Below are 25,191 nucleotides of genomic sequence, written 5' to 3' on the forward strand. Positions count from 1 at the left end.
GACGCGCTGGTCGGAAACCGCGCGCCGCCGTCACCTATTTGACGCTCTTCCATACTGATGTGAGAATCTGATTCAGCAGTTATTGAGAGTAGCATTCTCGCGTGCCGGTCGGTAGGTCCGTGGAGCGCGCGATGGCGAAGGGAGCCATCAGTGGTGAACGACTTCGAGGAGATGGATTTCTTTCTCGGGCGGGAGCTCATAGCGGATCCGTATCCGTACTTCGACGCGATGCGGGCGCAGTGTCCGGTGGCGCGCGAGAACCACCACGGCGTGTACATGGTGACCGGCTACGACGAGGCGCTCGAGGTGCTGAACGACACCGAGCACTTCTCCTCCTGCACCTCGGTGACCGGTCCGTTCCCCGGTTTTCCGGTCCCGCTGGAGGGCGATATCGATGCGCTGATCGCCGAACACCGCGACAAACTGCCGTTCAGCGACCAGCTGCCGACCCTGGACCCGCCGGTGCACACCCAGCATCGCGGCCTGCTGATGCGATTGATCACCCCGAAGCGCCTCAAGGAGAACGAGGACGCGATGTGGACGCTCGCGGACCGGATGCTCGACAGCTACCTCGCACCCGGTCGCGGCGACTTCATCCGCGACTTCGCCGGACCGTTCACGCTGTACGTCATCGCCGACCTGCTCGGCGTGCCCCCGGCCGACCAGGAGGAATTCCTGCAGGCATTGCAGCGCGACCCGCACCGGGAAGGCTCCACCCTCGGCAGTACCGAGGGTGAATCCATGCACCACAACCCGATCGAATTCCTCTACGGCAAGTTCGCCGACTACATCGAGGACCGGCGTCGCGAACCGCGCGGCGATGTGCTCGGCAGCATGGCGACCACGATGTTCCCGGACGGTTCCGAACCCACGGTGCTCGATGTCGTCCGGGTGGCCGCGAACCTGTTCTCGGCCGGTCAGGAGACGACCGTTCGACTGCTCAGCTCCGCGTTGAAACTGCTCGCCGAACAGCCCGACCTGCAGCGGTGGCTGCGCGAGGACCGTTCGCGCGTACCGAATTTCATCGAGGAGGCGCTGCGCATGGAGAGCCCGGTCAAGGGCGACTTCCGTTTGTCGAAGGTGCCGGTCAGTGTCGGCGGGGTCGACCTGCCCGCCGGTACCACCCTGATGGTGGTGAACAGTGGCGCCAACCGGGATCCACGCCACTTCGACGACCCGACGACCTTCGATCCCGAGCGCTCGAATGCTCGCACCCACATCGCCTTCGGCCGTGGCATCCACACCTGCCCGGGTTCGCCGCTGGCCCGGGCCGAGGCCCGGGTGGCCATCGAGCGACTGCTGGACCGCACGACCGATATCCGCATCGACGAAACGGTGCACGGCGCCGCCGACGCACGCGAGTACGAGTATGTGCCGACCTTCGTCCTGCGCGGCCTGACCGCGCTGCATCTGGAATTCGATATCGCGGAAGGTGGTACCCGATGAAGGTCTCGGTCGATTCCGACCACTGTCGCGGACACGGAGTGTGCGTGGCGTTGTGCCCGGAGGTGTTCACCCTCAACGACGACGGCTACGCCGAAGTGCGGACTCCCGAGGTTCCGGCCGATTTCGCCGGTGCCGTCCTGGTGGCGGTGTCGGCCTGTCCGGAGCATGCCATCACCGCGAGTTGACCGGTTCGGTGTGGCCGCCGATATTCAGCTGACCAGCATCGAATTCCAGGAAGAGTGTTGTTCCATGGCCGAGAATCACAGTGCCGGACACGGTGATCCAGTGGCGGGCGACGACGTTGTGCGGACCACCGCGGCACCGATGACGCCCGGCTGGCACGCCGATCGGTCGCCGGATCGCCCGGCGATCGTGCTGGCGTCCAGTGGCGAGGTGGTGACCTATGCCCAGTTGGAGCAGCGGTCGATCCGGTTCGCCAGGGCCCTGCGTTCACGCGGGCTCGCGGTCGGCGACCACATCGCGATTCTCATGGAGAACAATCGCCCGTTTCTCGAGATCGCGTGGGCGGCGCAGCGCTGCGGTCTGTACTACACCGCGATCAACCGGCATCTGAAAGCCGGTGAGGTGCAGTACATCCTGGACGACTGCGGCGCCAGCGCGCTGGTGACCAGCGAGTCCATGGTCGAGGTGGTGGCCGAGCTCGACCTCTCCGCCCTCCCGGTCCGGATCGTGGCGGCTGGGGAGCTGGTCGGTTTCGAGCAGTACGAGGATGTGCTGACCGCGACATCGCCGCATCCCCTCGGCTCCGACGAATGCGAGGGCCGGGAGATGCTGTATTCGTCGGGAACGACCGGGCAGCCCAAGGGAGTTCGCAAACCGCTGCCCGCCGCTCCGCTCGGCGATCCGGATTCGGCACCGGTGCAGATCGCGCGGGGTCTGCTGGTGAGCGGCGCCAGCGCGGATGCGGTGTATCTGTCTCCCGCACCGCTGTATCACGGTGCGCCACTGGTGTTCTCGATGTCGTGGCATCGAATCGGCGCGACCGTTGTCGTGATGGAACGCTTCGACCCTCGGCAATGTCTGGAGCTGATCGAGCGTCATCGGGTCACGCACGCGCAGCTGGTGCCGACCATGTTCGTGCGCCTGTTGCGATTGCCGAAGGCCGAACGCGAACGGTATGACATCTCGAGTCTGGTGAATGTGGTCCACTCGGCGGCGCCGTGCCCGGTGCCGGTGAAACGGCAGATGCTGCAGTGGTGGGGACCGATCATCGGCGAGTACTACTCCGGCACCGAGGATGTCGGGAACACCTACATCAGTGCCGAGGAATGGCTGGCACATCCGGGCTCGGTGGGCAGACCGGCGCAGGAGTGTCACATTGTCGGCGCGGATGGCGAGGAGTTGCCGCTCGGCCAGGTCGGGGTGGTGTTCTTCGGTGGGGGACGGCCCTTCGAATACCACCACGATGCCGCGAAGACGGCGTCGGTGACTCATCCGAAGGGGTGGCGCACCCTCGGCGATATGGGCTATCTCGATGCCGACGGCTATCTGTATCTGACCGATCGGCAAGCCCACATGATCATCTCCGGCGGGGTCAATATCTACCCGCAGGAGGCTGAGAACCTCCTCGCCGCGCATGCCGCGGTCGCCGACGTCGCTGTGCTCGGGGTGCCGGACGAGGAAATGGGCGAGGCGGTGAAAGCCGTTGTCCAACTGGTTGATCCGGCTGCCGCCGGTGCCGAACTCGCGGCCGAGCTGATCGCCTGCTGCCGCGCGGAACTAGCCGCCTACAAATGCCCGCGCACGGTCGACTTCGTCGCCGAATTGCCCCGGGATCCCAGCGGCAAACTCTACAAACGTCAGCTGCGCGCCCAGTATTGGGAAGGCCACGACACACTGGTCAGCTGAGCGGCCTACCGGGCGGGCATCGGCTCCGGGCGCGGCCACGTCCGTCCGTACAGCCGCTCGATATCGCTGTTGAAACGCTCCAGATAGCGAGCGAATTCGGCGCGCTCCTCGCCGGTCCAATCCCGCGTCACCGCTGCCAGGACCTCGATGATGACAGCGCGCTCCTGGTCGAGGCGGTGACCACCCGCGGCGGTGACGCGAAACTTGCGCGCGATACCGCCCTCCGGATCGGGAATGCGTTCGACGAGTCCGGTCCGCAGCAGTGTGGCGGTCTGCCGATGCAGCGTCGACACATCCAATCCCAGCGCATCGCTGAGCTGTCGCAGCGACATCGGGCCCTGGATCCGCAGTCGGCTCAGTAGCAGATACGAGCTGCGCTCCAGCGGGTCATCGGTACGCCGATGCTGCGGGCTCAGTCGGTAGTGGCCGAGTAGCAAGGTCTCGAACTCGATCAGTTGTATGCGCTTGTCCATGCCTTCCTTCCTCGGAGATGTGCATCACACACAGTGCGTGTATTGTTCACGTGGAATGCATGATACACATGTAGTGTACGATACACGCTGATTGTTGTGAGTCCGAGGGAGATTTAGGTGGACAAGCCTGATTCCGCTGTCCGGCCAGGCGCCATCCTGGCGGTGCTGGCCTATACCGGCATCGTCGCGTCGCTGATGCAGACGCTCGTAGTGCCATTGCTCGGCGAGTTGCCGCAGATTCTGAATTCCTCGGCGGCCAATACATCCTGGGTCGTCACGGTCACTCTGCTGGTGGGTGCGGTCGCCACCCCGGTCGCCGGACGCCTCGGCGATATGTTCGGCAAGCGCCGGATGGTGATCGCCTCGACCGTGCCGCTCATAGTCGGCTCGGTGGTCTGCGCCATGGCGGGTTCATTGCTGCCGATGATCGTCGGCCGCGGCCTGCAGGGCCTCGGCTTCGGCACCATCCCGCTGGCCGTCGCGCTGCTGCGCGATGTGCTGCCGCCCGAGCGACTCGGCTCGGCCATCGCGCTGATCAGTTCCTCGCTCGGTATCGGTGGCGCGCTCGGGCTGCCGTTGGCGGCGGCGGTCACCGAGTACAGCAACTGGCGGGTGCTGTTCTGGGCGGCGGCTGCGCTGGTCGCGGTCGCCACCGCGCTGATCACGCTGATCGTCCCCGAGGGCATTGCCGAAGGGCCGTCGGGTCGTTTCGACGGACTCGGTGCGGTACTGCTCGGCGCCGGTCTGGTGTCGCTACTGCTCGCCGTGTCCAAGGGCGCGACGTGGGGGTGGACGAGCGGCAGCATTCTCGGCCTGTTCGTCGCGGCCGTAGTGGTGCTGCTGGTGTGGGGTTGGTGGGAGCTGCGGACCGTCGAGCCGCTGGTCGACCTGCGGGTCACCGCCCGGCCGCAGGTGCTCGTCACCAATCTCGCGACGGTCGCCATCGGCGTCGGCATGTACGCGTTGCAGCTGAGCGTCCCGCAGTTGATGCAGCTGCCGAGTTCACTCGGTTACGGTCTCGGCCAGTCGATGATGGCGATGGGTCTGTGGATGGCCCCCGCAGGCATCATGATGATGCTCATCTCCCCGGTCGGCGCGAAGCTGTCGGCAATGCGCGGTCCGAAGTTCACCCTTGTCGTCGGCGCCGTCGTCATGGCCATCGGCTACGGTGCCGCGCAGGTCCTGATGGGCAGCACCTGGGGCCTGCTGATCGTGAACATCATCTGCAGCTCGGGTGTCGGTTTCGCTTACGGCGCCATGCCCGCGCTGATCATGGGTGCGGTGCCGCAGTCGGAAACCGCTGCCGCCAATGGCTTCAACACCCTGATGCGCTCGATCGGCACCTCGATCTCCGCGGCCGTGGTCGGCGCGGTGCTGGCACAGTTGACCATCACGGTCGGCGGTCACAGCATCCCCACCGAGGACGGTTTCCGCGTCGCGTTCTTGATCGGCTGTGGCGTATCGGTTCTCGCGGCATTGGTCGCGATGGCCATTCCGGTCCGTCGTGCGATTGCCGCCGGTCCGGCCGAGCAGACCGAAGCGGAAGTTCCCGCACGGGTCTGATGGCTCACCCGCGCAGCGTGGCGCGGTGGGAACGGCGCCCCGAACCTGTACCGGCAGCAGGTTCGGGGCGCCGTCTTGTATGCGTCAGTGCCGGTTGTCGATCGCGTCGTCGAGTAGGCCGAGATCGGTGCCGAGTTCGGCGGCGATCGACCGGACCGCCGCGACATCCTTGCCGACGAATTCGCCGACCGATGCGCTGAATTCGGCCACCGACCCCCGGCCCGCGACACCGGTCAGCGCGCGACTTGCCGCACTGCCGTGCGGCAGCGCGGCCAACAGGGTGGTCTCGGCAACGCCCAGCTGTTTCCCGAGATCCACTGCCGCGGTGAGTATTCCGAGCTGTGCGGCGAATACGGCATTGTTGACCAACTTGACGCGCTGGCCCGCACCGAGCGGACCGACGTGCAGAATCGGGTCGCCATAGGCGGCCAGCACGGGCCGGACCCGGTCCACGGTCTCGGCCGGGCCGCCGACGAAGAGAGTGAGCCGCCCGGCCGCGATATCGGGCGGGCCGCCGCTGACGGGCGCGTCGAGCACCTGGATGCCGTGTGAGGCAACGGCTTCGGCGGCAATGGCCGCCGTCGTGTGCGGACTGCCGGTGGTGTGCAAGACGAGAGTCGATCCGGATGGCATGGCGGCCAGCAGCGGTGTGCCGAGACATACCGCTCGAACCTGTTCATCGGTGAAGACGCACACGATGACCAGATCGGCGTTGGTCCCGACGGCCGCGGGGGCCGATACCGCCTGCGCCCCGATCTCGGTAAGGGCCCGGCGTGCTTCGAGCGTCCGGCCGAGCGCGCACACCTCGTGTCCGGCCCGGACCAGCCGCTCGACCATGGGACGCCCCATCCGCCCGGCGCCGAGGAATCCGATGCGCATCAGCGCGGGTGATCGATCATCGCGAGGGTCGCGTCCGCGGCGTCGAGCACGATGCCGGGTTCGGCGCTCGCGGCGGCGGCCAGGTCCGCGATCAGGCCGACATCCTTGCGCAGCAGCGGCCCGGCGTGCGCGGCGATCCGGTCCAGGGTGCCGCCCGCGGAGACGACACGGCCGAGCGCGAAGCTGTCGGCGGTGCCGTGCGAGATCACCTCGCCGAGGCGGGTCGGATCGATACCGATCGACGCACCGAGCGCGAGAGTGCTTGCCGCCGTGGCGAGATTCGCGGTGAACAGCAGGTTGTTGAGGAGCTTTGCGGTCTGTCCGGCGCCGAGCGGGCCCAGATGGACGACGGGCTCGGCGTAGGTCTCGAATACCGGGCGAGCGCGTTCGACGATATCGGTCGAGCCGCCGACCATTACCAGCAACCGGCCGTCGGCGGCCGCAGCGCCGCCACCGCTGACCGGTGCGTCGATGATCGAAACACCCTGTGCCACAGCGATATCGGCAAGATCGCGGCAGGTGTCCGGATGCACCGTGCTGTGCACGGCGAGGATCGTGCCAGCTGCCATGCCCGCCAGTACGCCGTCGGCGCCGGTCACGACCTCGCGGACATCGGCGTCGCCGACTACGCAGAGGCAGACGAGATCGCTCGCCGCGGCCAGTTCCTCGGGTGATGCGGCGACCTTCGCCGCTGTATCGGCGTACGGCTCCAGTGAGGCGGGCCGCCGCGCCCACAGCGTCGTCTCATATCCGGAGTCGACGATCCGGCGTGCCATCGGCCCACCTTGGCTGCCGAGTCCGATGAATCCGACCCGCATCACTTTTCGCCTTTCGCTTCGGGCCGCCAGAACACGGCGAGCAGGCCCGCGGTGGCGACCAGGCCGACCCCGAGGGCGATGCCGCCACCGGCCCAGCCCGTTATCTCGATATCGGCGGCGTGATCGATGGACAGCGACCCGGGACCGAGCAGCCCCAGCGCCAGCGAAACGACCGCGAGCACGAGCACATACTCGTAACCCTCTTTGAATACGAAGAATCCGTTGGTGCGGTGGGCGAGCAGACCCGCGACCGCCATCACCGAGATGACCGCCGCACACGCCAGCGGGGTGAGCAGGCCGACGATCAACAACACGCCCGCACCGATTTCGGTGACAACGCTCAGCCACGCGTGCAGAACGCCGCCGCGCAGTCCGAGGCCGCTGAACCAGCGCGCGGTGCCCGCGATCTTGCCACCGCCCACCCAGTGATTGACCCCGTGGGCGATCATGGTGGCCCCCACGACGAGCCGCACGAGTGCGATGGCGACGTCGACGACGTCCATCAGTTCACCTCCTGGGTTGCGCCGTTGAATTGTATTGCCGGGCCGGAGAATTCGCCGAGACTCCGGGCGACGGCGGCTTCTTCGGCGAAGGCCAGCAGACCGAGGTGGTAGGCGGCCGCCGTATGTCCCATGCTGAGGTTGTGGCCGCTGTTGGGCTGGATATTGAGCACGACCCTCGGCGCGGCGGTGAACCGGGCGGCGACTTCAGCGAGTGCCTCCGGATCGTTGCGCCACACCCGTTCGTGGTCGCCGACGGTGAACCGCACCGGAATCCGCACTTCGGCGGCAAGTGTGGGGAAGGTGACCGTCGGCCAGTCCTCGACCGAATTCCCTTCGTAGCGTGGGCCATAGGAGCCGATCCGCGCACCGCCGACCAACTCGGGCGGGTACAGCCGGGCCGGATACCACAGCAGTTCGGTGACGCCGCCCGGCACGCCGTCGCGACGCATGCGCCGTTTTCCCTGCGGATCCGGTCCCCACAGGATGTCGTAGGCCTCCTGCTGATGTTCCAGCCCGGTCCCGGCCAATTCGAGGCCGAGCAATTCGCGGCCGCGCTCGTCGGCCGCCATCCGCAACGCCAATTCACTGCCCGCGGAATGGGCGAGCAAGAAGGTGCCCGCGCCGCGGGGCCGAGATCCGAGATGCTGCTCGGCCGCCGCGTACATCAGATCGACACGGCGCTGTGGGTCGGCGAGTTCGTCGGCATGCGTGCGCGAGCTGCCGTAGCCCGGACGGTCCAGGGCCAGCACGGTGTATCCGGCCGCTGCGGCCAGCCGCAGCAGTGACAGCCGCGGATGGTCCGGGCAGTCGAAATACGCCGAGGTGGTGGCCCCGCCGTGCAGGGCGAGCACGACCGCCCGCGGTGTCTGCGCCTCGGCCAACAACCCCGACATCGGAATGCCGTCGACTTCGGTGACGACCGGAATCGGTTCGTCTCCGGTCAGCAGCGAGAAATCGGATTCGGTAATCGTCATGAATCACTCCGCAGCAGCATCGCCCCACCGGGCGTGAGCCCGCCGCTGGACACCACACCGATGCGGGCATCGGGTACCTGGCGTGCACCGGCTTCGCCGCGCAGCTGCAAGATCGCCTCGTGCAGCAGGCCCATGCCGTGGGTGCGGCCGTGCGAGAGCTGGCCACCGTGGGTATTGAGCGGCAGCAGGCCGTCGCGGGCGATGTTCTTGCCGCCGTCGAGGAAGTCCTTGGCCTCGCCGATACCGCAGAAGCCGAGGGCCTCCAGCCAGGACAGGCAGTTGAAGGTGAAGCCGTCGTACAGCTCGGCGATATCGACGTCGGTGGGGCGCAACGTGGTTCGGGTCCACAGGTGCGCGGCCGGGCCGAGCACCTGTGGTTCGTGGGTGAGGGTGCTCTGATCCCATTCGATGCGCTCGATGATCTGGGTGCCGACCGCCTCCACCAGCACCGGCGGCTTGGCCAGATCGCGCGCCGCGTCCACGCTGGAGACGATGACCGCGATCGCGCCGTCACAGGGCACATCGCAGTCGTAGAGCCCGAATGGCGTGGTGATCGTGCGCGCCTCGAGATAGTCCTGCATGGTCATCGGATCGCGGTAGATCGCGGTCGGCTCGAGTTCGGCATTCGCGCGCTGATTCAGTGCGATCCAGCCGAGGGTTTCGCGAGTGGTGCCATAGCGATGGAAGTGCCGTTGTGCGTTCTGCGCCAAGGTATGTGCCGCCGAGGTGGCGCCGAAGGGGGCCATCCAGCCGGGTGTGCGCCCACCGGATGGCTTGATCTTGCCCGTGCGCATCAGATCATTGAAGGTGGCTTCCCACAGGGTGCGGAAGCACAGCACGTGTCGGGCCAGCCCACCCGCCACCGCGAGCATGGCCGCGATGACCGCCCCACCGGGGCCGAAGGTCTCGATGCCGCCGTTGTACCAGGTCGGCCGGATACCGAGGGCGGACTCCAGGGCGGTGACACCGCCCTCGCTGAATCCGCCCATATTGCCGCCGCCGGGATAGGTCGACAGGCCGTCGATATCGTCGAGTGTCAATCCGGCGTCGGCGATCGCGCGTTCGCAGGCCTGGATGGTCAGCCGCAGCGGCGGAACCTGCAGCCGCCGCCCGATCGGTGACATACCGATACCGGTGAGCGCGACCCGGTCCTCGAACTTCTCCGACCGCACCATGGGCCGCACATGCCGCCAGAACTCCTGTGGCGCAATATCGTCCACGGGCAGCGGGGCCGGTTCGGGCTGTGTTTCGACGGGCCGGAACAGCGGCAGCCAGACGTCGTCGTCCTGTTGGAAGACCACCTCGAGCCGCATGCCGAGAACCAGGGCATCTGGATCGCAGTCGATCACATTGGTGGTCAGCCGAACTCGCGGATCCTCCTCGAGCGCGACCTGCGCCACGACATAGGGCGCGGGCAGTCCCGGCACACCGAACCGATGGTTGACGGTGAAGCCGGCGAGTGTGGCGAAGCCCGAGACGGCACACACTCCCATCTCGTGTCCACGGCAGTACCGGCACACCGGCTGCGGTGGATGGATCAGTGCCGCACAAGATTCACATTCCTGTATGCGCAGCGTGCCATCGCTCCCCGAGGTCCAGAAGAACTCGTTCTCGAGGGTGAGCAATGGCAGTGGACGTCCCGATGCTTCGCCCATATCGCCTCCTCGCTCTTTCGTCAGATCTGGGCGTCGCCCTTGCGCACGGTGACCGGTTCGGCCAGTCGCTGCTCATCGCAGACGCGCTGCAGTTTCGCCAGGGTTTCGTCGAGTCCGGCGCCCAGCCGGCTACCGGGGGTGAAGGTGGCAGGCAGATGCCGCATGCCCTGGATGACGCCGATGGTGTCGTAATGTACGGCGTCCTCAGGATTGCAGCGATAGTCCGGCATCCGGTCGAACACCGCGAGCAGCATTCGCTTGAACACCATGCGCGCCATATTGGAACCGATGCAGCGGTGCACGCCGAGACCGAAACTGTAGTGCCGATTGCCCCGGCGTTCCATATCGATCTCATTGGGGTTGTCGAATACCTCGGGGTCCCGGTTGGCCATCGCCCACGACAGCCACAGCCGCTCACCCTCGGCGAACTGTTTGCCCCCGACCTCGCAATCCTGGGCGAAGGTGCGGCCGTCACCCGGTGCGGGGGTGAAGTAGCGCAAGAACTCCTCGGTGGCGGAATCCAGGATGAGATCGCGTTCGCGGCTGAGCAATTCGCGCTGATCCGGATTCTCCGACAGCCATTCCAGTGCGTGCGCGGTGAGCGCGGTGGTGGTGTCGAAGCCGCCGCCGATAATGAGACTGAGCATGCCGAGCGCGTCCATATCGGAGATCGGCTCGCCATTAAGGGTGGACTCCGCGACGGCGTGCAGCATGCCCGGCCGCGGATTCTGTTTGACCTCCAGATAATTCGTCAGCAGGTCCAGACCCATGGTGCGGTGCATTTCGGCGATGCGCGGGGTGTCCGGCGAATCCGGTGGGGTGTACACCGAGGCGTGCGCCGGTTCGTTGTAGATGGTCCACTTGTCCAGTGGGATGCCCAGCATCGCGAGGGTGAGCACCGCGGGCACGATATTGGCCAACTCGTCGACGAAATCGATGCTGCCGCTTTCGATCTGCTCGTCGATGCTGGCGCGCACGATTTCGTCGACGAACGGAATCCAGCGCTGCACCGCCGCGGGGGACAGGTACGGATTCAGCGCCGAGCGCAGTTCCCGCTGTTCTGGCGGGTCCATTTCCAGAATGCCCGCGCGAATGCCCTGGCCGCGTTCCGGTGTCGGAATGGAAATCCCCTTGTAGCCACGACGTTCACCGTTGGGGTCGTTGTCGTTGGAGATGTGTGGGCAGCGGGCCAGTTCGAACACTTCGCGGTTACCCGCGGCCACCCAGTGCCCGCCGTAGGTTTCGGTCCAGGCGACCGGGCATTCGCTCTGCATCTGCTGGGTGATGTCGACGAACTGTCCGCGATATTGCGGGGTGTGTCGATCGAAATGGAATTCCGGCTGTCTGCGCTCGGCGTCGGATGCGATATCGGTCATCGGCGGTTCCTCTATTCGGTGCTGGAGATCGCCCGCTCGGGGCAGGACCGGACGGCCTCGCGCACGTTGTCCTGCTGATCGGCTGGAACGTCTTCGCTGACCGGTGACGAATGCCCGTCGATTTCACTGAGTTCGAACACTTTCGGGGCGATCATCGCGCACAGCGTGTGCCCTTGACAGCGTTCGTCATCGACTCGAACCTTCACGGTAATTCTTCCCTTCAGACGCGGTAGTCGTACCACTTCAGATAGCCGCCGGCGTCGACCCGCAATTGGGTACCGGTGATGAAACGGGACTCGTCGGAGGCCAGGAACAACACCGCGTTGCTGATCTCCTCCGGATCGACAAAGGGGACCGGCATGGCCTGCTGCACGAAGAAGGCTGGTTCGGCGTCTGCGCGGGTGGGATGTTCGAGATCCGGCCGGAACGACCGGTACATCGGCTCGCTGTGCAGCATGGGGGTGTCGCAATTGGTCGGGTGCACGACATTGGCCCGAATACTGCTCGGGGCCAGGTGCGTGGCGATCTCGTGGATATATTGCGACAGAAGACGTTTGGCGACCATGTAGGCGACACCGCCCGGATCCTTGCCCGGCTGGTCGACTTTCGAGAAGTCCATCAGCGCCGCGGTCGAGCCGGTGGCGATGATCGATGCGCCTGCGCCGAGATGCGGCAGCGCAGCCTGTACGGCGTTGATCACGCCCAGCAGGTTGGTATCGATGACATCGGTCCAGGCCTGCCACTGCGGCTCGCCCTTCATTCCGGCGATGCCTGCCTGTGCCACCACGATGTCGAGATGGCCGAATTCGGCGATACCGCGCTCGATCACAGCCGCCAATTGCGGTCGGTCGCGCACGTCGGCCTGTTCGGCGATGATGCGCCGTCCGGCCTTCTCGACGAGACGGGTGGTCTCCTCGAGATCTTCCGGTCGCGACAGCGAGTACTGGATGCTCTCGATATCGCGGCAGATATCCACCGCGATGATGTCGGCACCCTCCTCCGCAAGCTTCACCGCATGACTGCGGCCCTGGCCTCGCGCGGCTCCGGTGACGAAGGCGACCTTGCCCTCCACACGTCCCACGGCTCTTCCTTTCGGTCCTACTTCTTCTGGGCTGCACCATCCGTGCCGGGGCACGGGCGGGTTCAGGTATTACGGCCGCCGTTGACGCCGAGGATCTGTCCGGTGATGTAACCGGCGTCCTCGGAGATCAGGAACGAGCAGGCGGCGGCGATATCGGCGGGGCGGCCGACCCGGCGCACCGGGGTGCGCTGGATGTGCTCCTCGATGGTTCCGCCGAGCAACTGCTTCTCCTCGGACCGGCGCAGCATGGGGGTATCGATGAAGCCCGGCGGGACCGCGTTGACGGTGATCCCGTACGGCCCCAGTTCCAGCGCAAGCGATTTGGTGAGGCCGTTGAGCCCGGACTTGGCCGCGACGTACGCCGCCATGAACGGCTGGCCGGAGTGGGTACTGGAGGAGGAGATGTTGACGATGCGTCCCCAGTTCGCGGCCGTCATATCCGGCAGAACGGCTTGGACGGTGTGGAATACGCCGTGCAGGTTGACATCGATGATGCGCTGCCACTCCTCGAAGCTGAGGTTGTGGAAGCGGCGGTACTTCTCGATTCCGGCGGCATTGACCAGCACGGTGATCAGGCCCAGTTTGGCGCGCACGTCGGTCAACGCCTCGGCGATCTCGTCCGGTTTCGTCACGTCGACCTGATAGGCGAAATCGTCCTCGGCGGACGGGTTCAGGTCGAGGGTGGCGACGTGCAGGCCGTCAGCGCGCAGGCGCTCGACGATGCCGAGGCCGATGCCCGAGGCGCCTCCGGTGACCACAGCGGTTTTCACGCAAGAATCTCCCTTCCGGATGTTGAGAACCGTACTCTCGCGTGGAGCTTAAACGCAAGACTTCCCGGGTGATGCGGGTATGTCGACATGCGAACGCCAACGACATCCATGCGCTGACAGGTGTCGCCTATTTCGGAATGTTGCTACAGTCTCGCAATCGACGAATGTAAGATTCTCCAATAGAGAGAATGAAGTTTCCATGCGCAGTCGAGGAGACCGGATGTCAGTGCAAGAAGAAGTGGCCGCCCGGACGGAGCAGATTCCGACCCGGCGGCTGCTCGTCGACGGACAGTTGATCGAGACCGGGCGCACGCTCGCCTCGCTCAATCCCGCGACGGGTGAGGTGTACGGGTACGCACCGGAGGCGGGCCTTACCGAGACCGACGCGGCCATCGCCGCGGCCCGGCGGGCCTTCGACACCACGACCTGGGCCACCGACGCCGCATTCCGTGCGCACTGCCTCGAACAGCTCTACCAGGCCTTTCGCGATAACGTCGAAGAACTGCGGGAGCTGACGATCGCGGAGGTCGGCGCGACCAGGCAGCTGACGCACGGTAACCAGCTCGAGATCCCGTTCGAGATCGTTCGCTACTATGCCGGACTGCTGTCGAAGTTCTCCTTCACCGAGGACCTCGGCGATATCGAAATCCGCGGTCAGCGCCATCGGCGCTGGGTCGAGAAGGAAGCCGCGGGCGTGGTGTCGGCCATCGCCGCATACAACTATCCGCATCAGCTCGCATTGGCCAAGCTCGCGCCCGCGCTCGCGGCCGGTTGCACGGTGGTGCTCAAGGGCGCACCGGATACGCCGCTGGCCACCCTGGCGCTCGGCGAGATCATCGCGCGCCACACCGACATTCCCGCCGGTGTGGTCAATGTGCTCACCTCCTCGGATGTGGCTGTCGGAGAACGGATGACGACGCATCCCGACGTAGACGTGGTCACCTTCACCGGCTCGACGCCGGTGGGACGCAAGATCATGGCGGCCGCGAGCGAGACGCTGAAGCGGGTATTCCTCGAGCTCGGCGGCAAATCGGCCGCGATCATGCTCGACGACGCGGACTACCGAACGGCGGCGCAATTCGCGGCGTTCAGCATCGTCAATCACGCGGGCCAGGGGTGTGCACTGACGTCCCGGCTGCTGGTGCCGCGCAAGGATCACGACGCGATCGTCGAAATGGTCGCGCAGAACTTCGCGCATGTCCGCTACGGCGACCCCGGCGATCCGAAAACCTATATGGGCCCATTGATCAGCGAGCGCCAGCGCGACAAGGTCGACGGTTTGGTGCAGCGCGCGGTGGCGGCGGGCGCCCAGCTGGTGACCGGTGGCAAGAAGGTCGACCCGGGCTTCTTCTACCTGCCGACGCTGCTGGCAGGTGTCGATCCGGACAGCGAAATCGCCCAGGAGGAGGTCTTCGGGCCGGTGCTCGCGGTGATCCCGTACGAGGACGACGACCATGCCGTACGGATCGCGAACAACTCGATCTACGGTCTTTCCGGCGGTGTGTTCAGCGCCGATGAGGAGCGGGCGCTCGCGGTGGCGCGGCGCATCCGCACCGGCACCATGAGCATCAACGGCGGCAACTACTTCGCCGCCGACGCGCCCTTCGGCGGTTATAAACAGTCCGGCATCGGCCGGGAGATGGGAGTCGACGGGTTGACGGAATTCCTGGAGATCAAGACCTTCGCGGCGGCGGTCCGATGAGCCGGGGACCACTCGACGGGATCCGCGTCCTCGAGGTCGCGATGTACGGGTTCGTGCCGTCGGCGGGCGCAGTGCTCTCCGACTGGGGTGCGGACGTGGTCAAGGTCGAGCACGCCGTCACTGGTGACCCGCAGCGCGGGCTGCGTCAGATCGCCACCTTCAAGGTCGAGGGCGAACCGAATCCCAATGTGGAGCATGCCAATCGGGGCAAGCGCAGCATCGGGGTCGATATGTCGGTGCCGGAGGGCCGGGCGGTGATCCACGACCTGGCCAAGACCGCGGACGTATTCCTGACCAGTTTCCTGCCGCAGCACCGAAGCAAGTTCGGCATCGACGTCGACGACATTCGGGCGGTGAACCCGAAGATCATCTATGCCCGCGGCAGCGGGCTCGGCCCGCGCGGTGCGGAGGCCGACAAGGGCGGTTACGACATGACCGCCTACTGGTGCCGCGGCAGCGTCGCCGCCACCATCACCCCGCCCAATATCGATGGGCTGATCCCTCCGCCCGGTCCGGCATTCGGCGACACCATCTCCGGAACCAACCTGGCGGGCGGCATCGCGGCCGCGCTGCTGAAGCGGGAACGCACGGGTGAGCCGTCGATCGTGGATGTGTCCCTGCTGAGCAGCGGGCTGTGGTCGATGGGGCACACCATCGCGCTCTCGGCGTATATGGGGGAGCCGCTGCGGGCGTTCCCGACCGGATCACACGGTTCGCCGTCGAATCCGCTGTCGGGGTTGTACGCAACCAAGGACGGTCGGTACCTGTCGCTGGTCATGTTGCAGCCCGGCAAATTCTGGGCCGACGTATGCAAACATATCGACCGGCCCGACCTCGCGGAAGATCCGCGATTCGCCGATGCCGCCGCGATCGCGACCAATACCGCTGTGGCCGTGGAGATCCTGCGCGAGGTGTTCGCCACCCGGACGCTCGCCGAGTGGACCGAGCGTTTCGCGACCCTGTCCGGGCCGTGGGCGCCGGTGCAGGACGCGCTCCAGGCGATCGACGACCCGCAGGTGCAGGCCAACGAATATGTCCGCAAAGCCGGTGAGCTGCAACTGGTTTCGAGTCCGGTGCAGTTCGATCTCACCGCGCCCGACCTGCGTCCCGGCCCGGAATTCGCCGCGCAGACCGACGAGGTCCTGCTCGAACTCGGCCTGGACTGGGATCGCATCATCGCGCTCAAAACCGCGGGTGCGATCACGTAATTCGCTGGAGTACCCATGACCTACATCGCTTCGATAGGGACCTACCTGCCGTGCTGGGGCGCCCAGCGCCATCGGACGCTCGGTGACGACGAGGACGCGATCACCCTGGCCGTGGAGGCCGGTCGCGCCGCGCTGCACGACGCCGGTTCGGTGGAACGGGTAATTGTGGTCAGCCGTGATCTGCCGCTGGTGGGAAGCAGTAATGCCGCGGTCCTGCTGGCGGGACTGGGGCTTGATCCGGAACTGGAGGTGATCGAGCGGCTCGGCGGTGCGCCCGCCACCCTCGACTCGCTCAGTTCCGCCCGGCCGCGCACCCTGATCATCGGGGTCGATACCGAGCCCGCGGGCGCGGCCGCGGCATTGGTCTCCGATCACGGCCTGCAGGTGCGCACCGCCGCCCGGGTGGCGCGCAGCCTGCCGGTGCGCACCCGCAATGCCGTTGGGGCCGTACACGATTACGGCGATCCACGCCTCCTGCACACGCGCGGCCTACTGGCCTCGCTGGCTGCGGCCTGGCTGGATACGCCGGTGGCGGTGGCCGGGGTCGACGACAAACAGGCGGCCGCGCTGTGCCTCGGCGGCCCGCCATCGCTGCCGACGATGGGCGCCAGCGCCGGGCTGTTCGCCTTGGCGGCCATGTCCGAATGGGGTAGCACGGGTCTGCTGGTGGGGGTGGAGCAGGCCAGCCTGTCCGGCATCACGGTGGCCACCGGTACGGCCGTGCTGCACCGGCGGGAGTCGACGGCCAGAGCGTTGCCCGACGGTGACCTGTGGCCCGGATCCGAGATTCCGATCTCGCTGGCCGCCTACGAGCGCGCATTCGAGGCGAAGGTGCGCTGGGAGGCCGGAAAGCACTCCGGCAGTGATGAACTGGACTTCCCGCCACGCTATCGGGTCGCCGCGGACGGCGGTCTGAGCACCGACTACACCCTGGTGCCGCTGCCGCGCACCGGCACCGTGTACACCGAGGCCACCGTCGCGATACCGGTGCCGGGGCTGAGAAGTCCGTACACCCTGGTGATCATCGAACTCGACGGTGTCGGGGTGCGGGCGCTGGCGAAGGTGACCGGCACCGATCCGGGCACGGTGGCGATCGGGGACCGCGGCCGCATGGTGCTGCGCCGGGTCGCGGTGCGCTCGGGGGTGCCCGACTATGGATACGCATTCGAACCGGAGGTCGCGCGGTGAGGGAAGTGGCTATCGTCGGTGCGGGTATGACGCCCTTCGCCGAGCATTTCGCCCTCGGCGTCAAGGATCTGGTGCCGATGGCATTCGCCGAATGCGCCGCCAGCATCGACAAGGGGTTGGCCACCTCCGATCTGCAGGCGGCCTGGTTCGGTGCGATGGGCAATACCGACGGATTCCCGGCCGGGATCGTCGCCGATGCGCTCGGGCTACCGGATCTGCCGGTGACCCGGGTCGAAAACTCCTGCGCCACAGGCAATGACGCGGTGCGCAATGCCCTGTTCGGCATCGCCTCCGGCGCATTCGACGTGGCCCTCGTCGTCGGCGCGGACAAGTTGCGCGAGACCGCGCAGAAGGACATGCTGTGGGAATGGGAGGCGATGGCGCGCGATATGGCCTGGGACTACCCACTCGGCCTGATCGCGCCCGTCGGATTCGCGCTGCACGTGGCCCGATATCTGCACGAATCGCCTGCGACCAGAGAGCATTTGGCCATGGTGGCGGTGAAGAACCACCGGCACGGTGTGCGTAATCCCAAGGCCCGCTTGCGTTTCGAGATCAGCCTGGAACAGGCGCTGGCCGCGCCGATCGTGGCTGGACCGTTCGGGCTCTACGATTGCGCACCGCAGAGCGACGGTGCGGCGGCGTTGGTGCTCGCCGCCGCGGATGTGGTCGACCGGTATACCGATCGCCCGGTGTGGATCCGCGGCGTCGGTCTCGGCCTGGATTCGGTAATGCACCAGCACAAGCGGGATATGACGACCTTCCCGGCCACGGTGCGAGCCGCAAAGGCGGCTTTCGAGATGGCGGGTCTGACTCCCGCGGATGTCGATGTCGCCGAGGTGCACGACTTCTTCACCGGAATCGAACTGATCAGCTACGAGGACCTCGGCTTCGCCGAGCGATTCGGGGCCGCGAAACTGATCGAGAGCGGGGTCACCGAGGTCGGCGGCGCCCTGCCGGTGAATCCGAGTGGCGGCCTGAAGGCCAAGGGACATCCGCCGGGGGCGACCGGCGTGGCGCAGTGCGTCGAGTTGTTCGAGCAGCTGCGCGGCACGGCGGTAAATCAGGTCGACGGTGCGCGGATCGGCTTGGCGCACAACCTCGGTGGGCCGACCGCGGTGTCGGCGGTGACGATTCTGGAAGGACCCGGCGCTTGACCGCGGCGGCCGTCGCGCTTGTTTCGGGCAGCCCGAAGAGTCGCCGTGCCGTATTGGAGCGGGCCGCACGGTGGGTCGGCGCCACGGGCACCGTGCACGTCGTCTGTGACGGGATCTCGCCGTCGATGCTCTTCGGATCCATCGCACTGAGCGGACTGTTCGTCGACGCCGTCGGGCTCGAGGACGCGGACTTCACCAGCACCGCCCGTATTCTCTCGCGACACGGTTGTGGCTGGAATTGGTGGTGGGGGCCGGTCGGCGCGCACGCCGTCGCGGTGCGGCGGGCCGCGGCGCTCGGCGCGGTCATGGTGCTGCCGACCCGATCGCTGATGTTCCAGGTGCGAGTCGCGGTGCGGCTGCCCGATGCGCACCACGACCTCGCCGAAGGTAAAGGTCGGGCTGGCTAGTCCGGTGCGACTCCGTCCTCGTGCGCCATCCAGTGCACGAAGCGGTGCAGCGGGTACATCGCGTCGTGCGGGTTGCCGATCGTGCTCGGTCCGGCTTCGCCGAGGCGGACGATGCGCTGTGCGCCGCCGCTGGCCAGCCGGTCGCGGTAGTCGGCCATCCGGTCGAACGGAAAGAAGCCGACCGTCTGCGTTGCCACATTGACGTACTTCATCGCCGTGTCGAGGCGGTCCACACGAACCACGTTGGCGGTCTTGTTGATCGGGTGGAAGTCCACCGGTTCGTCGGAACGGATCACCAGTCCCTTGCCGTCGGTCCGTCCCCAGACCTGGAACTCGTCGTCGAGCATCATCAGGGTATCGATCTGCTCGCGCAAATCGATATCGAGCGGTCGGGTGTCGCCCGAACCGGTGGCCTTGTCGACGATGCGGGCGTGCAGCCGGGCGCAGAAGCGGTCGGCGTCGGCCTGATCGGCCTCGACATAGACGAACCGGCTTGCGACGCAGGCCTCCTGGTTGAGCACCATTACATCGGTGGCCGCGAGTTCGGCGGCGCGGTCCAGGGCCTCGTCCGAGGCGAACGCCTCCCGGCCGACCATCGAGATCGACGTCTTCGGGTCGAAGGACACCAGTTGGAAGCCCGGCCCGAGGTATTTGATCACGTTATCGATCGCATCGCCGCCACCCCAGGCGACGATCTTGTCGAAATACTGCGGCCGGTACAGCACCCGCTCCACCGCGTCGTCGCCGCCGCGCCAGTAGAGCGCGGACATCGACCGCACAATGGCGTGTTCGGGATCGATATCGGCCATGGTCCGCAGGATCGCGACCGTGGTGAACGGATCACTCGACGACATCTTGAACAGATTGACCGCCTTGACCAGTGCGCCGTGGGCAATGGATTTCACCGCGACGCCGGGGGAGTTGCCGGGCAGTACGTGAATCAGCCGGGGTGCGAATGCCCGCACGAAACTCTGGCGACCGGTGAAGTCCCGCTTGGGAATCCACTCGTCAAGCGCCCGCGGGTTCGGAAAGTTCTGTTCGACCACGGTCTCGAGCAGCCGCTTGTCGAGATAGCCCGCCGCACCCATGACCTGTGCCTGCAGCACGGCGCGCGGCAGCACATGGGTGGACGACATCCGGTCTATGCAGTCGCGTACGAACGGGTTTTCGGGGGCGCGCAGTTGTCGGCCGGTCTCGACGAGGAAATCGATGATCTCCGCGAGCGGAACGTTCAGCAGCGGCGGCACCTCGCTGCGCGGATGCACCGCGCGGTCCATGGGGATGTGCGGTGTCGCGAAGGTGACGCCGAGATCGCGCGAGCGATGCGTGACGTCGTCACCCTCGAGCAATTCGCCGCGCAGGAAGAACGGCGCGGCCGCCACGGTGTCTGCGATGGTCAAGAGAGGCCCCTTACGTACGCGTCGACGGTTCCGGCGCAGCCGATCTTGTCGTCGCCCTTGATATCGGCGTATCGGACGATGTCATTGCGGACCGACGGGCCCTTGTTGCCACAGGCGCAGGGGTCGACGTCGAGTGCGATCTTGTCGCCGGTGATGATCCCGCCCCAGCGTCCGTCCAGCGAGAGATCGAAAAATGCGGCGCGGCCTTCGATTTCACCGGATTCGTGCGGCAGCAGTGTCGCACCGTCCTCGTCGAGTATGAACGGCACGATCCATGGTGGTATGTGATAGCGATCGCCCTTGCGGCACTTGGGCATTCCGGAATTGAGTTCTTGCATCGAGTAATTCTGGAAGTCCCGGTCGGCCGGGATATTGAAGGTCTGGTGGACGAATTGCTGGTAATCCGGCGGCAATTGGGCGCGCTTGAGCCCGCCGCCGACGTAGAGGCAGTTGTCGGGGTGGAAGTCCGCGGCGGAGTAGCCCATATCCCGGACGATCGCGGCCACCTGATAGAGCGCATTCCACATGCCCGAGATATAGAGCTTGTCCGCGCGGTATCGCACGAGCGCTTCGGCACCGGCGATCATCGCCTTGTCGAGCGCCTCCTGCCGCTCCCGGGAGGTTCGGTCGAAATCGGCCAGTTCCTCCGGTCGCGCGGTGCCGTCGGCGATCTTCTTGCGCAGCACCACCATTCTGGTCAGTGACCCGACGGTGATCGGTGGAATGGGCAGGCGGAAACGCTCTTTGGCCGGATCACCGAACGCCGCCTGCTGGGCCGCGGCGATGACCGTGTTCTTCGGGACGGATGCGGTGGCGGCGATCCCGACCATCCGCCGGTCCTGTGCGGGCCGCACACCCGAACCCCAGGAGAAGACATTGACCGTATCCTTGCGCGACCATTCCATATCCCGCTCCGAGGCGAGCAGCATGGCCGACTTACCTGTCGTTCCGCTGGAACAGGAGACGTAATGCCCCGCGGCCTGCAGCCGCCCGATCCAGTCGTCGATATCGGCGATCTCCGAGGTCTCGATCGGGCTGATGGGGTAGGGCGATACGGTGGCGAGCCACTTGCCGAGCCGATCCCACTTCTCCTCGATCAGAAAGCTTTCCGGATAGCTCTTGTAGACCGAGTGCGGGAACAGCAGCGGCACCATATCCGCGCGGTCGCGGATCTCGGTGATACCGGCTTCTCGTGCCCGGTGTCCGAGCAGCTTGATCCGGTCGTGGTGCTGTCGGAGTTTTTCGTCGAGTGCCGCGACCTGGGTTTCCCGCAGGTCGGCGGCGGAGTGGTCGAAGCGATCGGCGGCGTCGGCCAGTTGTGTCAGGGTTTCGATGGCTGAGCTCACGGGGGTCCTTCCCGGTGACGTTGCCCACTGGAAAAATGGCAACTCATGCGTATCATTATTAGCGATCGGAGGCACGATGACGCAAGCGGCAATTTCGCGGAGGCGGCGATGACGGAGGTCGGACCGCCCATTCGGCGCGCGGCCGGGCGGCCTACCCGGGCACAGGCCGAGGCGCGGCACGAGGAATTGCTCGACACCGCACTGGATCTGTTCCTGGAGCACGGCTACGAGCTGGCGACGATCGAGATGATCGCCGGTCGCGTGAATATGACCAAACGCACCGTCTACGCCCGCTATCCCGATAAGGCGTCGCTGTTTCTCGCCGCCGTCCGGCGCGCCATCGAGCGGCAGGTCGTACCCGCGGACGTGCTCACGGGCTTCGACAACGGCGATCTGGCCGAGACGCTGACCGCGGTCGCCCGGCTGCGGATCGATCAGGTGATGACGCCGAACGGACTTCGCCTGCAACGCATTATCAATACCGAGAGCTATCGCTTCCCCGAGATCTTCGTCGCCAACTACGACCTGAGCGCCGGACCGGTGGTCGACTTCGTAGCCGGTGTCCTCGACCGCGCTATCGCCGCCGGGACGATCGCGCCGACCAACTCCGGGCAGGCCGCCCGCGCCTTTATGAGCATGGTCGTCGGCGGCCAGGTGCGCTCCATCGTGGCCGGTCGCCCGCCAACTCCCGAACAGCTCGACGAGCGGGTCCAATTCACCGTCGGCCTCCTGCTCGACGGCCTGCGGCCCCGCTGAAATGACTGAAAGGCAATGACTTTGACATTCGAGGCAGATCGTCCGGTCGCGGTGGTGACCGGGGCCAGCTCCGGTATCGGCGCATCGACCGCCGAAAAGCTGGTGGCACGCGGCTGGCAGGTGATCGGTGTCGGTCGCGATTTACAGCGTTGTGCGGCCGCGCGAACGCGGATCACGGCCGCCGTGCGCGACGGCGGCGGCTTCGACATGGTGCGCGCAGACTTCACCCTGATGACGGAGGTGGTGCGCGTGGCCGCCGAGATCGCCAGCCGGACAACGCGTCTGGATGTGCTTGTCAACAATGCGGGTGGCGTGCGAGACCGGCAGAACATCACCGCCGAAGGCGCCGAGGCGACCTTCGCGGCCAACCACCTCGCCCCGTTCCTGCTCACCAGAGAACTGATGCCGCTGCTGCGGAAGAGCGCGGCGGGCCTGCCATCCGGATCGGTGCGTGTACTCGCCGTATCGTCGAGCGCGCACCGTGCGACCGAGGGCTTCGATTGGGCGGATCCGCAGAGCCTGAACGAGTTTCACCCGACCGCGGCCTACTGCCGTGCGAAACTCGCCAATATTCTGTTCACCCGCGAACTGGCGCGACGTGCGGCGCCTGACGGCATCGTCGCGCAGGCCATGCATCCGGGTGTCGTGGCCAGTAACTTCGCCACACACGGCGATGCGGCGATGCGAGCCCACATGGCCGCGGCCGATACGGTGCCTCCGGATGAACCGGCCGACACCCTGGTGTGGCTGGCCACCGATCCCGAGGGCGGTCGCGACGGCGGGCGTTACTTCTACCAGAAGACGGTGGAAACACCGGCCCCCGTCGCCCTCGACGATGCCGCCGCCACCCGCCTCTGGACCGAAAGCGAGCGGCTGCTCGCCGATCTCGGGTGCTGAGGACATGCGGATCGCGGTCGTTCGAGTCACGGTCGATCCGGCGCGCGAACTGCCGCCGGAAACCCTGCGCCAACGCTCGGAATACTTTGCGGCACAGGCGAACAAGAGCGGAATGCGGGTGCTTTCGATGCCGACCGAGCAACATCGGGAACTGCGGGTTTCGCTGCCCGGCACCGACGCCGCCGAACTACGCGAGACCGTCGCCGCATTGTGTGCCGACGTATTCGGCACGCGGCCGGAAATCGGTCCGGCCACCTTCGTCAGTCACGGCACCGACGACGATGCGCACGGCGTATTGGCAGGTTTCGGAATTGCCGGGGAATTGTCCCGGGTCGACAGTGGCGAGGGTTACGACATCGTCACCGTGCGGCTCGCGGCCGCGGATATCGGAGGTATTCCGGAGAGCCGGATTCGGACCGCACTGGAGGCTGCGCTGAACTGTGAGGTCCAGGTGATCGTGGACTGAGCGGCTCAACCCGCGATGAAGTCCAGGATGGCCGGTGCGGCCAGTACCCAGGTATCGAATCCGCCGACGTCCTCCCCGCGGGCGCGCGCCTCGAACGAGCGCTCCCAGGCATCCTCCGGCCACGGCGGCTCGATGAGCGTGGAACCCTCGATGAGACAGTGCACTTCGAGCGATGTGCGCTTGGGATGGTCCGGATCATCTTTGCCGCCGCGAATGATCAGGGTGGGAATCGTGATGTCGGCGAACAGATCATCGGGGACGCCCGGGATGGTCTGTCCCGGCTTGGGTACGTAGGCGTCGAGCCAGCGCAGCAGCACTCGATTCAGTTCGGCCCGGTCCAGGGCGAGCAAGCGGTCGCGGTTCTTCGGGTTCTGTTCGATGCGCTCCTGCCACTCCGGCAGCTCGAGCAGACTCTCGATTCCCTTGCCGCGCAGGGCGATCAAGTTCGGCAGCACATAATAAGCGCCGAGGTTGAACAGGCCAGGCACGCCGCCGACGATATTCCACAGGATCAGCTCGGTGACCATATCCGGGTACAGGAGTGTGGTGATCATCGAATCGCGGGCACCACTGGAGCCACCGGCCAGTACGACCGGTCCGGTATCGAGGGCCCGCAGCAGTCCGTACAGACTCTCCGCCCGCATATGCGATTCCGTCGGGCCGAAGAACTGCACATCGGACGCGCCGCAATTGGGCCGGTCCCACAGCAGCACCCGGTGACCGCCTGCGACCAGCGCATCGGCCAGTGGCCGCACGCCGCGAAAATCCTTGCTGTACCGCCCGCCCGGCGTCAAGACGATCAATTGACCTGTGGTGCCGAGGATTTCGTAGACGATATCGCCGCCGTTGACTTCGACCGTGGGCATCATTGCTCCTTCAGGCGGTGACCAGAATATCCTCGCCGACCACTCGCACCGGATAGGTGCGGATGCTCCACTCCGGTTTGACCGCGGTGGTGCCGGTGGCGAGTTCGAAACCCCACTGATGCCACGGGCAGTAGACGAATTCCTGATCGCGCACCATCACCGCATCGCCCGGCGCGGACTCGTCGACCACGGTGCGTCCCCGGACCCGCCCCGAGCACAGCGGTCCGCCCTCGTGCGGACAGTAGTTGGTGATCGCGTAGAAGGTGCCGTTGACGTTGTAGACGCCGACGCCGTACCGCCCGATCGGCACGAGTTTGTGTGTGCCGGGCGGAATCTCGGCCACGGTGGCCACTATGTGCTCACGACCGCGTGCCAGTCTCGGTTCGCTCAC

26 protein-coding genes are annotated in these 25,191 nt (G+C 66.3%); 12 read left to right on the forward strand and 14 right to left on the reverse strand.

Annotation, left to right across the window (positions count from 1 at the left end; all coding sequences use genetic code 11):
- Positions 1-150: 150 nt before the first annotated feature.
- The 3 genes from ACQPZ2_RS14730 to ACQPZ2_RS14740 all read left to right on the forward strand — a co-directional run bounded on the left by ACQPZ2_RS14730 (position 151) and on the right by ACQPZ2_RS14740 (position 3,315).
- Entirely contained in the window at positions 151-1,446 is a 1,296-nt protein-coding gene (locus tag ACQPZ2_RS14730) for a cytochrome P450 (protein WP_433526044.1), read from the forward strand.
- Positions 1,443-1,631 carry a ferredoxin gene (locus ACQPZ2_RS14735; protein WP_433526045.1) on the forward strand — a complete coding sequence of 63 codons (189 nt, stop codon included), beginning with the start codon at positions 1,443-1,445 and terminating at the stop codon, positions 1,629-1,631. The genes ACQPZ2_RS14730 and ACQPZ2_RS14735 overlap by 4 nt, the downstream gene beginning before the upstream one ends.
- Before the next feature lie 139 nt (positions 1,632-1,770).
- Complete coding sequence (locus tag ACQPZ2_RS14740; RefSeq protein ID WP_433527430.1) at positions 1,771-3,315, forward strand: acyl-CoA synthetase; 1,545 nt, start codon at positions 1,771-1,773, stop codon at positions 3,313-3,315.
- 5 nt (positions 3,316-3,320) lie between these two features.
- Here ACQPZ2_RS14740 and ACQPZ2_RS14745 read toward each other — a convergent pair whose 3' ends face one another.
- Positions 3,321-3,788, reverse strand: a complete 468-nt coding sequence (locus tag ACQPZ2_RS14745) for a MarR family winged helix-turn-helix transcriptional regulator (RefSeq protein ID WP_433526046.1) — start codon at positions 3,786-3,788, stop codon at positions 3,321-3,323.
- Positions 3,789-3,905: 117 nt separating this feature from the next.
- On the opposite strand from ACQPZ2_RS14745, the gene ACQPZ2_RS14750 reads away from it, so the two are divergent.
- Complete coding sequence (locus ACQPZ2_RS14750) at positions 3,906-5,351, forward strand: MFS transporter (RefSeq protein WP_433526047.1); 1,446 nt, start codon at positions 3,906-3,908, stop codon at positions 5,349-5,351.
- Between the two features lie 84 nt (positions 5,352-5,435).
- On the opposite strand, the gene ACQPZ2_RS14755 is transcribed toward ACQPZ2_RS14750, so the two are convergent.
- The 9 genes from ACQPZ2_RS14755 to ACQPZ2_RS14795 all read right to left on the reverse strand — a co-directional run bounded on the left by ACQPZ2_RS14755 (position 5,436) and on the right by ACQPZ2_RS14795 (position 13,407).
- The gene (locus ACQPZ2_RS14755) at positions 5,436-6,230 is read right to left on the reverse strand and encodes an NAD(P)-dependent oxidoreductase (protein ID WP_433526048.1); all 795 of its coding nucleotides are present in this window, start codon (positions 6,228-6,230) and stop codon (positions 5,436-5,438) included.
- Positions 6,230-7,048 (reverse strand): NAD(P)-dependent oxidoreductase, encoded by an 819-nt coding sequence (locus ACQPZ2_RS14760; protein WP_433526049.1) that lies wholly within the window; start codon positions 7,046-7,048, stop codon positions 6,230-6,232. The genes ACQPZ2_RS14755 and ACQPZ2_RS14760 overlap by 1 nt, the downstream gene beginning before the upstream one ends.
- A complete protein-coding gene (locus tag ACQPZ2_RS14765; protein WP_433526050.1) occupies positions 7,048-7,551 on the reverse strand; it encodes a DoxX family protein in 504 nt (167 codons plus the stop codon). The genes ACQPZ2_RS14760 and ACQPZ2_RS14765 overlap by 1 nt, the downstream gene beginning before the upstream one ends.
- Complete coding sequence (locus ACQPZ2_RS14770) at positions 7,551-8,525, reverse strand: alpha/beta fold hydrolase (protein WP_433526051.1); 975 nt, start codon at positions 8,523-8,525, stop codon at positions 7,551-7,553. Before ACQPZ2_RS14770 ends, ACQPZ2_RS14765 begins: the two co-directional genes overlap by 1 nt.
- Positions 8,522-10,180, reverse strand: coding sequence for a thiolase C-terminal domain-containing protein (locus tag ACQPZ2_RS14775; RefSeq protein ID WP_433526052.1), 1,659 nt, complete (start codon positions 10,178-10,180; stop codon positions 8,522-8,524). Before ACQPZ2_RS14775 ends, ACQPZ2_RS14770 begins: the two co-directional genes overlap by 4 nt.
- Positions 10,181-10,200: 20 nt before the next feature.
- Positions 10,201-11,556, reverse strand: a complete 1,356-nt coding sequence (locus ACQPZ2_RS14780; RefSeq protein WP_433526053.1) for a cytochrome P450 — start codon at positions 11,554-11,556, stop codon at positions 10,201-10,203.
- An 11-nt stretch (positions 11,557-11,567) separates the two neighbouring features.
- Positions 11,568-11,762 (reverse strand): ferredoxin, encoded by a 195-nt coding sequence (locus ACQPZ2_RS14785; RefSeq protein WP_063039407.1) that lies wholly within the window; start codon positions 11,760-11,762, stop codon positions 11,568-11,570.
- A 14-nt stretch (positions 11,763-11,776) separates the two neighbouring features.
- Positions 11,777-12,637, reverse strand: coding sequence for a mycofactocin-coupled SDR family oxidoreductase (locus tag ACQPZ2_RS14790; protein WP_433526054.1), 861 nt, complete (start codon positions 12,635-12,637; stop codon positions 11,777-11,779).
- A gap of 62 nt (positions 12,638-12,699) precedes the next feature.
- Positions 12,700-13,407 carry an SDR family NAD(P)-dependent oxidoreductase gene (locus ACQPZ2_RS14795; RefSeq protein WP_433526055.1) on the reverse strand — a complete coding sequence of 236 codons (708 nt, stop codon included), beginning with the start codon at positions 13,405-13,407 and terminating at the stop codon, positions 12,700-12,702.
- Positions 13,408-13,627: 220 nt separating this feature from the next.
- Here ACQPZ2_RS14795 and ACQPZ2_RS14800 point away from each other — a divergent pair, with 220 nt between their 5' ends.
- Genes ACQPZ2_RS14800 through ACQPZ2_RS14820 form a run of 5 tightly spaced genes read left to right on the forward strand, consistent with a single transcriptional unit; the run spans position 13,628 to position 19,069 of the window.
- Positions 13,628-15,109, forward strand: coding sequence for an aldehyde dehydrogenase family protein (locus tag ACQPZ2_RS14800; RefSeq protein WP_433526056.1), 1,482 nt, complete (start codon positions 13,628-13,630; stop codon positions 15,107-15,109).
- Positions 15,106-16,317, forward strand: a complete 1,212-nt coding sequence (locus ACQPZ2_RS14805; protein ID WP_433526057.1) for a CaiB/BaiF CoA transferase family protein — start codon at positions 15,106-15,108, stop codon at positions 16,315-16,317. The genes ACQPZ2_RS14800 and ACQPZ2_RS14805 overlap by 4 nt, the downstream gene beginning before the upstream one ends.
- Before the next feature lie 15 nt (positions 16,318-16,332).
- On the forward strand, positions 16,333-17,505 hold the full coding sequence (locus ACQPZ2_RS14810) for an OB-fold domain-containing protein (RefSeq protein ID WP_433526058.1): 1,173 nt from the start codon (positions 16,333-16,335) through the stop codon (positions 17,503-17,505).
- On the forward strand, positions 17,502-18,662 hold the full coding sequence (locus ACQPZ2_RS14815; RefSeq protein WP_433526059.1) for a thiolase C-terminal domain-containing protein: 1,161 nt from the start codon (positions 17,502-17,504) through the stop codon (positions 18,660-18,662). Before ACQPZ2_RS14810 ends, ACQPZ2_RS14815 begins: the two co-directional genes overlap by 4 nt.
- On the forward strand, positions 18,659-19,069 hold the full coding sequence (locus ACQPZ2_RS14820) for a hypothetical protein (RefSeq protein WP_433526060.1): 411 nt from the start codon (positions 18,659-18,661) through the stop codon (positions 19,067-19,069). Before ACQPZ2_RS14815 ends, ACQPZ2_RS14820 begins: the two co-directional genes overlap by 4 nt.
- Here the strand turns inward: ACQPZ2_RS14820 and ACQPZ2_RS14825 are convergent.
- Positions 19,066-20,469: an acyl-CoA reductase gene (locus ACQPZ2_RS14825; RefSeq protein WP_433526061.1), complete on the reverse strand. Its 1,404-nt coding sequence runs from the start codon at positions 20,467-20,469 to the stop codon at positions 19,066-19,068. The two genes, ACQPZ2_RS14820 and ACQPZ2_RS14825, sit on opposite strands and share 4 nt — an antisense overlap.
- A complete protein-coding gene (locus ACQPZ2_RS14830; protein WP_433526062.1) occupies positions 20,466-21,815 on the reverse strand; it encodes a hypothetical protein in 1,350 nt (449 codons plus the stop codon). The genes ACQPZ2_RS14825 and ACQPZ2_RS14830 overlap by 4 nt, the downstream gene beginning before the upstream one ends.
- A gap of 108 nt (positions 21,816-21,923) precedes the next feature.
- Here ACQPZ2_RS14830 and ACQPZ2_RS14835 point away from each other — a divergent pair, with 108 nt between their 5' ends.
- Genes ACQPZ2_RS14835 through ACQPZ2_RS14845 form a run of 3 tightly spaced genes read left to right on the forward strand, consistent with a single transcriptional unit; the run spans position 21,924 to position 23,934 of the window.
- Complete coding sequence (locus ACQPZ2_RS14835) at positions 21,924-22,571, forward strand: TetR/AcrR family transcriptional regulator (protein ID WP_433526063.1); 648 nt, start codon at positions 21,924-21,926, stop codon at positions 22,569-22,571.
- Positions 22,572-22,586: 15 nt separating this feature from the next.
- Positions 22,587-23,468 (forward strand): SDR family NAD(P)-dependent oxidoreductase, encoded by an 882-nt coding sequence (locus tag ACQPZ2_RS14840; protein WP_433526064.1) that lies wholly within the window; start codon positions 22,587-22,589, stop codon positions 23,466-23,468.
- A 4-nt stretch (positions 23,469-23,472) separates the two neighbouring features.
- Complete coding sequence (locus ACQPZ2_RS14845) at positions 23,473-23,934, forward strand: hypothetical protein (protein ID WP_433526065.1); 462 nt, start codon at positions 23,473-23,475, stop codon at positions 23,932-23,934.
- A 5-nt stretch (positions 23,935-23,939) separates the two neighbouring features.
- Here the strand turns inward: ACQPZ2_RS14845 and ACQPZ2_RS14850 are convergent, their stop codons facing one another.
- Together ACQPZ2_RS14850 and ACQPZ2_RS14855 are read right to left on the reverse strand one after the other, a co-directional pair.
- Positions 23,940-24,800: an alpha/beta fold hydrolase gene (locus ACQPZ2_RS14850; RefSeq protein WP_433526066.1), complete on the reverse strand. Its 861-nt coding sequence runs from the start codon at positions 24,798-24,800 to the stop codon at positions 23,940-23,942.
- 10 nt (positions 24,801-24,810) lie between these two features.
- Positions 24,811-25,191 (reverse strand): Rieske (2Fe-2S) protein, encoded by a 381-nt coding sequence (locus ACQPZ2_RS14855; RefSeq protein WP_433526067.1) that lies wholly within the window; start codon positions 25,189-25,191, stop codon positions 24,811-24,813.

Origin of the sequence: Nocardia pseudovaccinii (assembly GCF_050942345.1) — a bacterium.
GTDB classification, from domain to species: domain Bacteria; phylum Actinomycetota; class Actinomycetes; order Mycobacteriales; family Mycobacteriaceae; genus Nocardia; species Nocardia pseudovaccinii.